Below are 13,279 nucleotides of genomic sequence, written 5' to 3' on the forward strand. Positions count from 1 at the left end.
TGTCATGACGCCCAAACGACCTTCCATTCCGATACAGATGCAGGCGTTCCGCCGTCGGCGCTGGCGGTCCCGCTGGCTTTGGATGTTGGGAGCTGCACTGGTGGCACTGCTGCTGATCTGGCTCGTAGCCAAGTCGCCCGGTGAATCCACGCCGCAGGCTCCTGCGCGAGTCGGCACTGCACAGGTGGAGGGCCCTCCTTGGCAGATGGGGAATCCTGAAAGCCGTTTTATGCTGACGCTCTATGCAGACCTCGAATGTCCGTTCTGCCGGGCGTACTTTCCGCTTCTCAAGCGCTGGGTGAGCGAGAACTCAGACGTGGCCCTGCAATGGCACCACCAGCCGCTGGCTATGCACGAGCCGGCCGCATCGGCCGAAGCACGCCTAGCGGAATGTGCCGCTGAGGTCGGCGGACATGCTGCCTTCTGGCAGGCCATCGAATGGGTCTATGTCCATACGCGCAGCGACGGCCAGGGCTTGCCCGACGGCCTGAGCTATCCAGACCTTACGCCAGCCATCGAGCACTGTCTGGCAAGCGAGCGACCGGATGCGGTGATCCGTGCCCAGGCCGAGGAAGCCACGAAGGGCGGCGTGACCGCCACGCCATCCATCAGGCTGCATGATCGCCAGACCGGTCAGGCAATCCTGCTACAGGGACCGATCGAGGGCGATTCTCTGCTATCTGCCATGGACATGCTGTCCGCTGACGAGTCAGCCGCCACATTCAGCACCGAAATGCCTGCCGACGTTGTCGGCGACATGCCCAGGTAGCCCTCGGTCTTCAAGGCTATGGCGCGGTTGCCCGCGCTGACCGCTACCCGTTCGCTCCGCATCCTGGCCGCGAACAATCACCGCTGCGCGGTGGTGGATGCACCTTGTTCTGTTGTTCCTATCCCCAGGAGGGCTTGCCCTCCCAGGGCGTGCGTCCTCCGATCTCGCCATCCGGAGGTTCACCATGTCTTTCGTCGTCAATGACTCCTGCGTGGAGTCGCTTTCCACCATCGCTGCCCAGCACGAGGACTGGATCATCCAGCAAGCCATCGCGCTGCTGGAACAGCGGGTTTTCAAAGCCGGTCCCCGGCTCGAGCGACCAGCAGCCGTGCGGGACTACCTGCGTCTGAAACTGGTCGCCGAGCCCAACGAAGTATTCGTCGTTGTTTTCATGGACAGCCTGCACCAGGTGCTGGCCTACGAGCCGATGTTCAAAGGCACGATCAATTCGGCCACGGTGCACGCGCGTGTCATCGTGCAGCGTGCATTGGAGCTGAATTCCGCTGCCGTCATTCTTTCGCATCAGCATCCCTCGGGAGCCACTGAGCCGTCGAATGCCGATCGCTCGCTGACCCAGCAACTGCAGGCCGCGCTGGCGCTCATCGATGTTCGGGTGCTGGACCACATCATCGTCGGCCAGGGAATTCCGTACTCCTTCGCTGAGCACGGCTTGCTGTAACGCATCGCTTCATTGATCACAGCGGGGGCTTCGGCCTCCGCTTCTTCCTTGCCGCGAAGCAAGCAGGTATGCGGGGTGTCCGCGATTCGCATTGTTTGTGGGGGCAGCACCGGGTTCTGCGTTTGACTATGGTCCTGATCAACTTCCGGGACACGCGTCATGCCAGCATCTTTTCCCAGGTTCGCGCCAAGCTGGCGATCCCTTGGCCTGGCCGTTGCACTGCCGGTGTCCTTGGGTGTTTTCAGTCCGGCCACATTCGCTACCGATGCTACCGATGTGCTGGTCATCACCGACAGCCGCCATCCGGTCAAGACCATGGGCGGCGAGCAGTTGATCGAGCTGGACGAAGCGCACCGGATTGAAGCGGAGCTTTCTGCGGAACTGCCCACCGAACCCGAGCAGGCGACCGCCATCGTCAAGCGCCGACTGAACAGCGCCGGCACCGATCTCCAACGCCGCATCGCTTCCGCCTACCAGGGCGTCACCGACGCATGGAGCCTGGGCATCACCAGCATCCCGGCCGTCGTGGTGGATCAACGCTACGTCGTCTATGGCGAACAGGATGTGGCCCGCGCAGTCGCGCGCATCGAGCAGCACAGGAGGGCCCAGCCGTGACCCGCCCATTCGACCTGATGCGCCGCCTGCGTGCTAGCGTGGCGTCCGTGCTACTGCTCAGCGCCACGGGCAGCTATGCGCTCAACACCGCAACCATCGTAGGCTCGGTGGCATCGCCAGACTGCCTCGAATACCGGGTGGTAGGCATCTGCTACTGGCTCTACTGCACCTGGACGGGCTGCACGGTGCGCACGTCCGTCAAAGTGCGCCACTACATCCCCGATGCGGTCGTCTCCAGCTACAGCAATACCGGAGAAAACCCTTGGGTCGAGGTTCAGGCGATGAGCACGCCCAACCCTTCGGCCCATGCCGGTGGCGACGGCACCACGAACGAAGACCACGAGAACAATCTTGCGAAATTCAAGAACGCCGATGTCATTGGTCATCCCGGCGTCGAGGTATTCAACCAGTTCGTCTCGTCGTCGGGCTACTTCTGCGAGGGCGCGGGTACGGCGTTCATGCCGTATCTGCTCAGCACCCTGGACACGCTGGCCTGGCGTTACAACGTGCCGGAGATGGTCTATCCGGAGGCATTGATCCCCGGAATGCGCGAGATCGGCGCGCGCTCGACGTTGAACCTCTGGGGCAACGTGTATCCGCGCGGAGGATTCCTGCACCAGACGGACGACCACAAGGCTGGCGCCGTGGTGGCCCAGCGTGCCGGTGATGTCGTCACTCGCCGCGGGCAGTTGCATGTGTACCAGCCGCTGCTTGCCAACTCTCGTGATGGCTATTGGCCGGCTGGCGATCTGGTCGAAGGCGACGCCTCGACGGGAAAGTGGCAGGAACTCACACCCGTGCTGTCATCGTCGTGCTCGGTCTTCCCACGAAGCGGTTCCCTCAAACAGGCCCAGCAAGGCGATTACGCCTGGGCGTTGTGGCGGCCCTATGCGTGCTGCGAACGCCGTGGGCAGGTGTTCCTTGGCAGCGTTGATTTCCTCTGAGGTGCCACGATGAAGCGTCCTGAACCGACGAATCTCTCCACCAGGGCGTACCGCCTTCTGCGTCCGACGGTACTGGCCGGCGCGCTCGTCCTGGGTTGCGGCCTGGCATGGGCGCAGGCCGGATACCAGAACAGCGGCGCCGTCATCGGCGATGACGTTATGTACTCGATCGGCGGCGGCAGCGCAGTGTCCATGGGCCGTGCCGCCGGCATGCGTTCGATCGGGGTAGGCGTGGGGTGGAACAGCAACCTGATCTGCGGCGACATGAGCATCCAGACCACGCTGCGCAATCAGCTCAACGGCATCACGAATGGTTTCCAGCAGATCATGGGCAGCGTGATCCAGAGCGCCACGAGTGCCGTGGCATCCCTGCCTGCGTTGATCATCCAACGCGCCGATCCTGGCTTATACAACTTGCTCACGAATGGCGTGCTGCAGGCTCGGCTGGATTTCGACCGTTCCAAGCTGACATGCCGCGCCATGGCCGAGAAGATGGCCGAGACGGCGGGCGGCCAGCTTGGCTGGAACCAGATGGCCGAAGGCATGGCGCTGCGCGATGCGGTGTCGAGCACGGACGCCGTGTCGGCCATCGAGCAGGCCGAGACGCGCCGGGGCAATGACGGCGTGCCCTGGGTGGGCGGTAGCAATGCCGGTGGCGCAGGCCAGCCGGCTATCCGGGTGGTCGGCGATGTGACCCGCGCGGGCTACAACCTTGTCAACGGTCGTGGCGTGACCGACACCTCCTCCATCGCAGCGTCCAGTTGTGCGAGCCTGTCGTGCCAGACCTGGACCTCGCCGCAGCAGGCGATCGAATGGGCCACACGGGTCCTCGGGGAGCAGGAGCAGCGCACCTGCGATTCCTGCACCAAGACCGAGACGGTGCCCGGCGTCGGACTGACGCCGCTGATCCAGGAGGAGTACGAGGCGAAGCTGGAAACCTTGCAGGAGCTGATCTCGGGGACACGCAACACGACGTTCGAGAACCTGCGTGAGGCGAGTAGCGCCTCGCTGCCCATCACGCGCGGCGTTATCGAGGCGCTGCGCGACGAACCGGATCAAGACCTGCTGGCGCGGCGCCTGGCGTCCGAGGTCGCGCTGTCGTCGGTGTTGGAGAAGGCATTGCTGCTCCAGCGGACCCTGCTGACGGGCAAGAAGGAACCCAACGTGGCGGCCAACCAGTTGGCGGTCGAGGCTGTGAACCACGAGAGCGATACGCTCGACCGGGAGATCCGCAACCTCAAGACCGAGCTGGAGTTGCGCCGCGAGCTGGCCAACAACTCGCCGATGGCCATCATCCAGCGCCATGGTACGCGCGCGGCTGGTTCGCGCGGCGTCTATGAGGGCGATCCGGTGCCCGACCGTCTCGATCAACTGCAGAAGGGCAACCCGGGAGCCCGGCCATGAGTCCGATGCGCGCGAACTGGATGAGCCGGAGCTGGCTGTTCAGCCGGCGCGCGGCGAAGGCGCTGCTATGGACGGTGGTGATTGTCGCGGCTGCCGTGGGAGCCAACGTCGTTGGCATCTACCTTGTCGGCAGCGTTGCTGGCTGGGAGCAGTGGCTGGCGGCTGCCGCGGGCTACTTCCTGGTGTGGCGGTTATGCCTGTACGGAGCGACCGTCTATGGGTGGATCTGGATGCGCCGCCGGCTGCTTGCACGCGAGGACAACGCACAGGCACGGCGACGCCTGGTGCGCAGCGAGATTGCCGGCGTCGTCGCCATCGTGGTGTTGGAAGCCAGCCTGCTGATGCAGGCCGCTTGAGGGGAGATTCGGGTCATGACGCTCTACACCACCGACTACTTGGAGTACTACCTGACCCTCGTGTCCTGGATCGTCCATAACGGCATCTGGACAGTGCTGGTCTCCAGCGGCGTCTTCGCGCTGCCCTTCGTGACAATCGTCCTGCAGGAGTGGTTGAAGGCCCGTGCGGAAGGCGCCGACGAGGGCAATAAAGGCGTGCTGAGCGCCGCCCGCATTGAGAACCGGGTGTTCGTCGCCATCGTGGTGGTGATGTTCGCCGGCATCCCGTTCATCGACGTGGACCTCAACACCATTCGGTACGACAGCTCGCGCTCGGCGCAATGCCAAGTCAGCGCGCCGCAGCCTACCGACACAGGATGGTCGCAGTCCTTCTCGACGCTCAACAACCAGAGCGCCAAGCTGCCGGTGTGGTGGGCCTTCATGCACGCGCTTTCGCGAGCCGTTACGGGCGCTTCCGTGGCGGCGATCCCCTGCGGTACCGATTTGCGGCAGATGCGCATGGAGATCGACGCCACGCGCATCGACGATCCAGTGCTGGCCCAGGAAGTGGCGGATTTCTCGCGTGACTGCTATGGGCCGGCCCGCGCCAAACTGTTCATGCAGCGTCCGCAGCTTGATGAAGCACAGATGCACGACGTGACCTGGGTTGGCTCGCGCTTTTTCACGGACACGGCTGGCTACTACGACAACTATCGGTCTAGCACGCCGCGCGAGGACTGGCCCTACGATAGCAACCGCGATGCTGGGCTTGTGCAGGGGTCCAGCGGCGGTGGCTATCCGACTTGCCGGCAATGGTGGACCGACGGCAGCAACGGCCTGCGGGCACGGCTTCTGGGCCAGGTGAACCCGAGCTTGCTGAATCGCTTGGCAGGTTGGGCCGGGTTCCTGAGCCGTGCTGAGGTGGACGATTCGGTGATCCGCGCGATCGCCTCTCCGCGGCAGCAGAAGCTCAACCAGGGCTCGGTCTATACCGACTACGGCGGCCAGATCGACAAGAGCCTGCCGAACATCGTGACGCGTGCGGCAGGCGACGTTGGCATGGCAGTTGGAGGAATTGGGGCGTTCCCTGCAATGGACGTGGTGCGCCAAGCGTTGCCCATGGTGATCGCACTGCTCAAGATGGCATTGGTGATCTGCATTCCGCTCGTGCTGGTCGTCGGCACCTATGACCTCAAGACGGTCATCACCGTCAGCGTGGTGCAGTTTTCACTGTTCTTCGTCGATTTTTGGTTTCAGTTGGCTCGCTGGCTCGACAGCACGATCCTGGACGCACTCTACGGGTGGGGCTGGGGCTGGAACCGGCCGCATAACAACTTCGATCCGTTGGTCGGCTTGAACAATGCGTTCGGAGACCTATTGTTGAACTTCGTCATGGGGACGATGTTCCTGGTCTTGCCGGGATTCTGGCTGGCGAGCCTCACCTGGGTCGGGATTCGGGCCGGGCACGCCATCCAGGGACTCTCAGATGGCAGCAAGAGTGCTGGCCAAGCAGGCGGCAAGGGTGCTGGAGCACTCACCGGGGGCAAGCTGAAGTAGCGCGGGTGTATTCAATCGTCGGTGTACAACTCGTGCGATGTGTCGTTGTACAGATTCGGATCGTAGCCGGACGTCTTTCGCAATTCGGCGAGGTCAGTGAAAGGCCACTCTTCCTCGTCAGGGGGATTGATGGCGACGGCCCATCCCGCAACCATCACACCCAGCACCGCGACGGCGAACCAGAAGGTAACGTAGAACAGCAGGCCCAGCGCAGTTAGCTTGACCACCCATAACAGCGCAGCGGCACCAAGCGCCGGCACACCCTTGGAGACCAGCCAGTCCGACACTCGCCGTTCGCCGCGGACATAGGACCGCCATCCTCGGCCGACGCTACGGCCGAGGCGTTCTGCGGTACTGCTGCGGGTTGTCGTGTTCATGATCGTCTCCTGCTACATGAGGAATACCTACTTCAGTTTGCGCCAAGGTTCTGCTTGTGGCTCCGAGACGCTCTCTCCCTGCTTCAGGGCGCTTCGTCATCAGGTTCCACGCCGATGCGGTAGGTTGCAACGAAACGCGGCCAATCCATATGGTCAACCAGGTCGATGTCCTCGATGACGCTGACCTTCGCTTTCGCGCGCTCGAACAGGGCGATGCTGGCGTCGGGATAGTTGTTGCGCGATGGATAGAGTACCCCGTCGAACAGCGGCAGGTCGTCACCGCCGAGCATCGCATGCACTTGGGCGGACACCTGCTGTGTGTACACGTAGTCTCTGCTGGCCAACTGCTCCAGATTCAAGCCGAAGTGTCCTGCCATGACGCCCGATGCCGTGAGGTCGGCCAAGCACAGATCCTCCAGGACGCCTACTGCGCGCACCATCCGGCTCCGGACTTCTTTCAGCGCGATCGAGCGCTTTGTGTCCGCGAGCCATTGGTGCTTGTGAAACATCGACTCCATCAGCGCCGTGGGAAGATCGCGGCCCAGGTAGAGCACGCCGTAGTTCCGCGCGGGGGCATCGTAGCGATTGGTGCCGTCGTGGCCGTAGTACAGCGGGCTGCCCCGATACGCGATTCGGCTCACGTGCTGGAGCAGTACACCCGCATCGATCGGGAACGACGGCAACTTGATACTCACGGCGACCTCATCTCAATGCACTTGGACGCCCAGCACGTTGAACACAGCGCTAGCCACGTCGTCGATCGAAGCAGGTGTCACCGCGTCCACTGGCGAACGCCCACCCAGACCCTCCAGCGGTTCGGATAGTGAGCGATAGATGGTCCAGTTGTCGACGCCCTCGACCTCCTGGAGCACGGTCTGCGTCAACTGCTGTTTCACCGGGTCGAGTTGCCAGTCGGGCAGCTTCTGACCGCGCGGCCCGACATTTAACGCCAGCAGCCGACGGGCGAGGATGTCCTTGTAGATCTGCTGGCGCGACTTGTCCGCCAATTTGGCGAACTCGGCCAGCGGCAGGTTGTGCGGTTGCTCGAAGGCGTCCAGCAAGATGGCGCGGCCGCGCTGGATGTCGGTTTCACCAGGCCCCCAGCGCGTGTCGGTCCGCAGTGCGGCCGCTTTGCGTGCCAAGGTCTGCTCCAACGTCTCCATTTCCAGGCTGGCAGGAAGCTCCACCGCCTCCACCCGCTCGTGGACGAACGCCTGCAGCTCGGCAGCGAAAGCTCCGGCATCCCGGATTTCGACGGTAGCGGCGAATCGACGCACATCCTCCACGGTGACGCGCGGCAGATGGTCAGCAATGAATTCAAGAGTCTTGGGCATGGTCATCTCCCACAGGAGGTTTGAGACAGCAATCACTCTAGTCTCTTATGTCTCACTTGTCAACTTTGTAAACCTTGGAAAGATGGCTCGCCCTAGCAAGCCCGTTGCCACCTGGCTGGGCAGTGGGATCCACTCAGCATAGAACCGGCCCCCGCGCCGGGGCGACCTCCAATCCGAGTAGGTCCAGTTCTCTTTGACGGTGGAGCCGCGTTCTGGACAGCGCTATACCTAAATGGTTAAAGGGCAAATGGCTAGGTAAGGGGCAAGGGAATGGATGGCAAGGGGAAAGGCCCTACCTCGAAAAGGCAAAAGGCCCCTCGGCTGGCTCACCATCAGGACACCCTCATGCTCTCTCTGTTCCAGCGAAAACGGACGCCGATCGCGGCCACTGCTGCGGCGACACCACCCGCCGATCTCCCCAAAGGGCTGACGCGGCCCGAGTCGGCCGCCTCGCTGCTCGCGCTGCCGCGCAGGCAGAAGCTGATGGAGCACATCTGGCAGCGCACGTGCCTGTCCCACCGGCAGTTCGCCACCCTCTATCGTGCACCGCTCGAGCGCTACGCTGAGCTGGTTCAGCAGTTTCCCGCCTCCGAAAGCCACCACCACGCCTATCCCGGCGGCATGCTGGACCACGGTTTGGAGATCGTCGCCTATAGCCTGAAGCTGCGGCAATCCCATCTGCTGCCCATCGGCGCCACCCCCGAGGACCAGGCGGCACAGTCCGAAGCCTGGACCGCCGCCGTCGCCTATGCCGCGCTGCTGCACGACATCGGCAAGATTGCGGTCGATCTGCATGTCGAGCTGGCCAACGGCAGCACTTGGCATCCGTGGCACGGTCCTGTGCATCAGCCATATCGCTTTCGCTACCGTGAGGACCGGGAGTACCGCCTGCACGGTGCCGCAACGGGCTTGCTCTACCGTCAGCTGCTGGACGCCCAGCTTCTGGACTGGCTCAGTGGTTACCCCGCACTGTGGGGGTCGCTGCTCTACGTCCTTGCAGGTCAGTACGAGCATGCGGGTGTCCTGGGCGAGCTCGTCGTGCAGGCTGACCGCGCCTCCGTCGCCCAGGAGCTTGGCGGCGATCCGGCGCGCGCCATGACCGCACCCAAGCATGCGCTGCAGCGCAAGCTGCTGGATGGGTTGCGTTACTTGGTCAAGGAAGAGTTGAAGCTGAACCAGCCAGAGGCTTCCGATGGCTGGCTCACCGAGGATGCCTTGTGGCTGGTGAGCAAGACGGTCTCGGACAAGCTGCGCGCACATTTGCTGTCCCAGGGAATCGACGGCATTCCTGCGAACAACACCGCCGTATTCAACGTGCTGCAAGACCACGGCATGCTGCTGCCCACCTCGGATGGAAAAGCGATCTGGCGCGCGACCGTGACCAGCGCGACCGGCTGGTCCCACGCGTTCACTCTGCTACGTCTGGCTCCCGCGCTGATCTGGGAATCCGGCGAGCGACCAACATCCTTTGCAGGCACGATGGCGATCGACGTAGCACCCACTGAAAACGAGGCGGGCGCACCGGCGACGTCGCCTGTGATCGAGGTGAAGCCCGTCTCAGAAAGCCAGGAGGTCCCACATTGGGGGGGCGATAGCGCCGCCGCCTTGGTTTTGCCGCCCGCAGCCCGATCCGCGCCCGACGTTCTGGAGGACATGCTGTCAATGGTGGGGTTGAGCGGCGCGTCCGGTGCCGAGCAGGATTCAGAGGCCGTCTCGGGGCAGGACCATTCCGCGCAGCCCGATGCTCACATGGCAGCGCTTGCTGCTGCAGCAATTCCTTCGTCATCCATATCGACTGGTGCACGTTCTTCGACGGCAGCGAAGCCGTCGGGCGAACATTTCATGGTGTGGCTGAAGCAAGGTATTGTCTCGCGACGACTCATCATCAACGACGCGAAGGCGCTCGTGCATACCGTGAGCGAGACAGCCTATCTGGTCAGCCCGGGCGTGTTCCAGCGCTACGCGCAGGAACACCCGCAGGTCGGAATGTTGGCCAAGCAAGAGAACCAACAGGATTGGCAATGGGTGCAAAAGCGCTTCGAGCGCCTGCAGCAACATCGCAAGCAATCCAGCGGTCTTAATATCTGGACATGCGAAGTGACAGGACCCAGGAAGTCAAGGCGTTTACACGGCTACCTTCTGTCCGATCCGCACCTCATCTTCGTTGAAGTCCCACCTGACAATCCGTACCTATCTCTCGGCGGCGCATCGTGACGAACACGACCACCGCCGAAGCAAGTGCAATGATCGCTGCCGTCAAAAAGGCGTGTGAGAATCCCGCGCTGTAGCCATCCTGTGCAAGCGAAGTAATCGTGGCCGCGAGGTCGGGTGGATAAGCCCCTACGGCACGCTCGAGATCTCCCGCTGCGATGCTGTCGACGAATCCAGGCTCTATCGGCAAACGCTCCGCTGCCATTGCCTGTTCGAGTGCAGAGCGTGTGCCGCTGGCTAGCACCGCTCCCAGTCCGGCAAAACCGAGCAGAATTCCCGAGAAACGTGACGTGGTGCTAATGCCGGATGCCATTCCTGCCCTATGCCTGGGCACGGTGCCCATGATGGCCTTCTGCGTTTCGCCGTTGAGCAGCCCGCCACCTGTTCCCAGGATTGCCATTCCGACGATCAGCAACAACTCTCCCTGTTGTCGGGCGGCGAACATCATGGTCAAGTTCCCCAGTGCAACGATGGCGAGACCCAGAGTCAAGATGCGTGAGCTGTCCAAATAGGGCGAAAGTCGCCGGCCGACTTGTGGAAAAATCAGCATCGCAAGAGCGAAGGGCAGCATGCCGATTCCCGCCGCAAGTGCTCCGTTGCCACGACCGTTTTGCAGAAACAGCGGTAGCAGCGATGCCATTACCTGGGCCGACGAGGCGTAGGCGAACATCGCCAACACGGCTCCCACGAAGGGCCAAGCCGTGAAAAGCTCAAGATCGAGCATCGGATGAGTGCGACGCCGTTCGACCCAGACAAAGACAGCGAACAACAACAGGCCGCCCGCAATTCGCAACAAGACTGGGCCGCTCATCCAACCGTGGCTGGGTCCGACGATCAGGGCCCAGGTGACACTAAACATGGCTAGTGCGAAGAGAACGATTCCCGGGATGTCCAAGGTCCGGGGTGTTGGATCACGCGACTCCTCCACCAGCGTAAGTACCGCTATCGCCAGCAGTACACAGATCGGAAGGTTGATGTGGAAAGCCCAGCGCCAGCCGAGCACGCTGCTGATCGCTCCACCAATCAGCGGCGAGACGACCATCGTGAGCCCCATGATGCCACCCCATACCGCCCACGCACGGCTACGTGCGTTCTCATCGTGGAATGTGTGTCCGATGATGGCCAAGGCAGGGGCGAGAAGGAACGCGGCTCCCACTCCCTGCACCGCCCTTGCCAGATACAGCCCCGGTGCCGAAGGTGCCAAACCACAAGCCAGCGATGCAATTGCAAAGAGTGCTATCCCGAAAAGAAAGACCCTTCGTCGGCCATAGCGGTCAGCGATGGAGCCAGCGGGAAGGAGTAGGGCTGCGAAGCATAGAACATAGGTACTGATGACCCACTCTACTTCGGCAAACGAGGCCTGTAGATCCCTGGCGATGGTCGGCAGAACGATACCTACGACGTTTGTGTCGAGGACGGTCATGGCGCAGCCGGTTGACGCGACAAGGAGAATTGCAGTCTCTTTCCTCATCGCGGGGCGGGTAACTGAATTATTCATTGTGGGATCGGCTATTTGAGTGCCGCTATGCCGGCTTGAGCGATTTCTTCATCATGCTGGGGTGTGTCCGCAGATACTCCGATCGCTCCAACAGTGTGTCCGTTGACGACGATAGGAAGTCCGCCACGCATCAGGACGAAACCTTGGGCGGTTATGGCGGCAGGTCGAGGACCGTTGATCGCATCCTCGAGCGCACCGCTGGGACGTCGAAAGAGCGCAGCGGTGCGCGCCTTACCTGGAGCGAGTTCTACACCTGCTGGCACAGCCGCGTTGTCCATGCGCAGCAGAAGGATGGGCGAACCGGAGCTGTCGACAATGGCAATCACGCACGGCCAACCGGACGCTTGTGCCTTGGATTGCGCAGCTGAGAGGACCTGTTGTGCGGCAGCAAGCGTGAGCACTGGCTGGCTTGGCAACTCGACTGCGGCCGCTGGCAACGAAGCCAGTGCAAGGGAGCCAGCAAGCGCAAGTGCCGCTGTCAGATGTGAAAAACGAGACATCACGAAACTCCAATGAAAGTAGATGTTGTCATTGAAGCAGGGCAGACAATTCAGTTCAATAAAGCAGTTTGTTAAGATAATTCAGTAAAACTGAATAGAAAATTCGATAGCCATGGACATCCGTCATCTCCGCTCGTTCGTCACGGTTGCAGAAAATCTGCACTTTTCACGCTCTGCTGAGCAGCTTGGGCTATCTCCCCCGACACTGACTGCGCAGATTCAGGAAGTCGAACGCTTGTTGCAGGCGCGTCTATTCAATCGAACAAAGCGGTCAGTCAGCTTGACACCTGCTGGAGAAGCCTTCTTGACGGAAGCGCGCGCTACCCTCGACCAACTTGATAGGGCGATCCACGTGGGGCGCCGTGCCGGTCGCGGCCAAGTCGGAAGAGTGGAGATCGGCTATGTGGGTTCAGCAGCCTTCTTTGGCGTACTCCAGGACCAAGTTCAGCGATTTCGCAATCAATGGCCTGACGTCATGGTGAACACAAAGGAGTTCCCAACCGACCAACTTACGCCCCTCCTCGAGGAAGGCCGGATCGACGTGGCCCTCGTACGGACGCCTGTGCTCCTGCCACCTTCGATCTCAAACCATATCCTGGCCCGAGACAGATTCTGCTTGGCTTTGCCAGCAGACCATGTCTTGGCGAAGACGCCCAGTGACATTCGCCCGCGGGCACTCGCGAACGAATCGTTTGTGGTTCCGGAACAGGGGCTGGGGTTGCGCGAGGTAGCCAAGCGCGGGAAATTCAATCCTCACATCGTCTCGGCCCCTGGAACTTTGGTTGCGGTGCTGACGCAGGTGGCGCTTGGTGTTGGTGTCGCGGTCATTCCCAGTATCTTGACCCAAATCATCCAAATGCCAAACGTGGTCTACCGGGAGATTGCTGGAACTGCCATTACCTCGGAGGTAGAGGCGTTATTTCGACGACATGAGCGGTTGCCGACTGTGCGCAACCTAATCGGCCAAATCCTTGAGACCGACGCAAGCCTGTGGAAAGGGGGGATCTCCTCAAATATGCAGATCAACACGCCGTGAACAGAACGCTTAGCGCCCGC

At 62.0% G+C, this 13,279-nt stretch carries 14 protein-coding genes; 9 read left to right on the plus strand and 5 right to left on the minus strand.

What is annotated here, in order from left to right; genetic code table 11:
• Positions 1-4: 4 nt before the first annotated feature.
• From NBV64_RS01705 to NBV64_RS01735, 7 genes are all read left to right on the plus strand, one after another.
• Complete coding sequence (locus tag NBV64_RS01705) at positions 5-769, plus strand: DsbA family protein (protein ID WP_250756540.1); 765 nt, start codon at positions 5-7, stop codon at positions 767-769.
• A 184-nt stretch (positions 770-953) separates the two neighbouring features.
• The gene (locus tag NBV64_RS01710) at positions 954-1,448 is read left to right on the plus strand and encodes a JAB domain-containing protein (RefSeq protein WP_250756541.1); all 495 of its coding nucleotides are present in this window, start codon (positions 954-956) and stop codon (positions 1,446-1,448) included.
• 159 nt (positions 1,449-1,607) lie between these two features.
• The gene (locus NBV64_RS01715; RefSeq protein WP_250756542.1) at positions 1,608-2,063 is read left to right on the plus strand and encodes a TIGR03757 family integrating conjugative element protein; all 456 of its coding nucleotides are present in this window, start codon (positions 1,608-1,610) and stop codon (positions 2,061-2,063) included.
• Entirely contained in the window at positions 2,060-3,007 is a 948-nt protein-coding gene (locus NBV64_RS01720) for a TIGR03756 family integrating conjugative element protein (protein ID WP_250756543.1), read from the plus strand. The genes NBV64_RS01715 and NBV64_RS01720 overlap by 4 nt, the downstream gene beginning before the upstream one ends.
• Positions 3,008-3,016: 9 nt before the next feature.
• The gene (locus NBV64_RS01725) at positions 3,017-4,411 is read left to right on the plus strand and encodes an integrating conjugative element protein (RefSeq protein WP_250756544.1); all 1,395 of its coding nucleotides are present in this window, start codon (positions 3,017-3,019) and stop codon (positions 4,409-4,411) included.
• Complete coding sequence (locus NBV64_RS01730; protein WP_250756545.1) at positions 4,408-4,767, plus strand: hypothetical protein; 360 nt, start codon at positions 4,408-4,410, stop codon at positions 4,765-4,767. Before NBV64_RS01725 ends, NBV64_RS01730 begins: the two co-directional genes overlap by 4 nt.
• 15 nt (positions 4,768-4,782) lie before the next feature.
• Positions 4,783-6,303, plus strand: coding sequence for a conjugal transfer protein TraG N-terminal domain-containing protein (locus NBV64_RS01735; RefSeq protein ID WP_250756546.1), 1,521 nt, complete (start codon positions 4,783-4,785; stop codon positions 6,301-6,303).
• Between the two features lie 11 nt (positions 6,304-6,314).
• Here the strand turns inward: NBV64_RS01735 and NBV64_RS01740 are convergent, their stop codons facing one another.
• The 3 genes from NBV64_RS01740 to NBV64_RS01750 all read right to left on the minus strand — a co-directional run bounded on the left by NBV64_RS01740 (position 6,315) and on the right by NBV64_RS01750 (position 8,014).
• A complete protein-coding gene (locus tag NBV64_RS01740) occupies positions 6,315-6,680 on the minus strand; it encodes a DUF3742 family protein (protein ID WP_250756547.1) in 366 nt (121 codons plus the stop codon).
• A gap of 83 nt (positions 6,681-6,763) precedes the next feature.
• Positions 6,764-7,375 (minus strand): RES family NAD+ phosphorylase, encoded by a 612-nt coding sequence (locus NBV64_RS01745; protein ID WP_250756548.1) that lies wholly within the window; start codon positions 7,373-7,375, stop codon positions 6,764-6,766.
• Positions 7,376-7,387: 12 nt separating this feature from the next.
• Positions 7,388-8,014 (minus strand): integrase, encoded by a 627-nt coding sequence (locus tag NBV64_RS01750; protein WP_250756549.1) that lies wholly within the window; start codon positions 8,012-8,014, stop codon positions 7,388-7,390.
• Between the two features lie 345 nt (positions 8,015-8,359).
• Here NBV64_RS01750 and mobH point away from each other — a divergent pair, with 345 nt between their 5' ends.
• Positions 8,360-10,228, plus strand: coding sequence for a MobH family relaxase (gene mobH / locus NBV64_RS01755; RefSeq protein WP_250756550.1), 1,869 nt, complete (start codon positions 8,360-8,362; stop codon positions 10,226-10,228).
• On the opposite strand, the gene NBV64_RS01760 is transcribed toward mobH, so the two are convergent.
• The gene (locus NBV64_RS01760; protein WP_250756551.1) at positions 10,170-11,648 is read right to left on the minus strand and encodes an MFS transporter; all 1,479 of its coding nucleotides are present in this window, start codon (positions 11,646-11,648) and stop codon (positions 10,170-10,172) included. The genes mobH and NBV64_RS01760 overlap by 59 nt on opposite strands.
• A gap of 86 nt (positions 11,649-11,734) precedes the next feature.
• Positions 11,735-12,223, minus strand: a complete 489-nt coding sequence (locus NBV64_RS01765) for a GlcG/HbpS family heme-binding protein (protein ID WP_250756552.1) — start codon at positions 12,221-12,223, stop codon at positions 11,735-11,737.
• A gap of 112 nt (positions 12,224-12,335) precedes the next feature.
• Here NBV64_RS01765 and NBV64_RS01770 point away from each other — a divergent pair, with 112 nt between their 5' ends.
• Positions 12,336-13,259: a LysR family transcriptional regulator gene (locus NBV64_RS01770; protein WP_250756553.1), complete on the plus strand. Its 924-nt coding sequence runs from the start codon at positions 12,336-12,338 to the stop codon at positions 13,257-13,259.
• Positions 13,260-13,279 lie beyond the last annotated feature (20 nt).

The organism is Alcaligenes sp. DN25 (assembly GCF_023674485.1).
Lineage (GTDB): Bacteria > Pseudomonadota > Gammaproteobacteria > Burkholderiales > Burkholderiaceae_B > Alcaligenes > Alcaligenes phenolicus.

Bases quoted from the DNA above. Each gene is read 5' to 3' on its own strand.
- NBV64_RS01725 (WP_250756544.1), top strand. From the start codon at position 3,017: ATGAAGCGTCCTGAACCGACGAATCTCTCCACCAGGGCGTACCGCCTT.
- NBV64_RS01735 (WP_250756546.1), top strand. From the start codon at position 4,783: ATGACGCTCTACACCACCGACTACTTGGAGTACTACCTGACCCTCGTG.
- NBV64_RS01770 (WP_250756553.1), top strand. From the start codon at position 12,336: ATGGACATCCGTCATCTCCGCTCGTTCGTCACGGTTGCAGAAAATCTG.
- NBV64_RS01730 (WP_250756545.1), top strand. From the start codon at position 4,408: ATGAGTCCGATGCGCGCGAACTGGATGAGCCGGAGCTGGCTGTTCAGC.
- NBV64_RS01765 (WP_250756552.1), bottom strand. From the start codon at position 12,223: ATGTCTCGTTTTTCACATCTGACAGCGGCACTTGCGCTTGCTGGCTCC.
- NBV64_RS01740 (WP_250756547.1), bottom strand. From the start codon at position 6,680: ATGAACACGACAACCCGCAGCAGTACCGCAGAACGCCTCGGCCGTAGC.
- mobH (WP_250756550.1), top strand. From the start codon at position 8,360: ATGCTCTCTCTGTTCCAGCGAAAACGGACGCCGATCGCGGCCACTGCT.
- NBV64_RS01710 (WP_250756541.1), top strand. From the start codon at position 954: ATGTCTTTCGTCGTCAATGACTCCTGCGTGGAGTCGCTTTCCACCATC.
- NBV64_RS01760 (WP_250756551.1), bottom strand. From the start codon at position 11,648: ATGACCGTCCTCGACACAAACGTCGTAGGTATCGTTCTGCCGACCATC.
- NBV64_RS01750 (WP_250756549.1), bottom strand. From the start codon at position 8,014: ATGCCCAAGACTCTTGAATTCATTGCTGACCATCTGCCGCGCGTCACC.
- NBV64_RS01715 (WP_250756542.1), top strand. From the start codon at position 1,608: ATGCCAGCATCTTTTCCCAGGTTCGCGCCAAGCTGGCGATCCCTTGGC.
- NBV64_RS01705 (WP_250756540.1), top strand. From the start codon at position 5: ATGACGCCCAAACGACCTTCCATTCCGATACAGATGCAGGCGTTCCGC.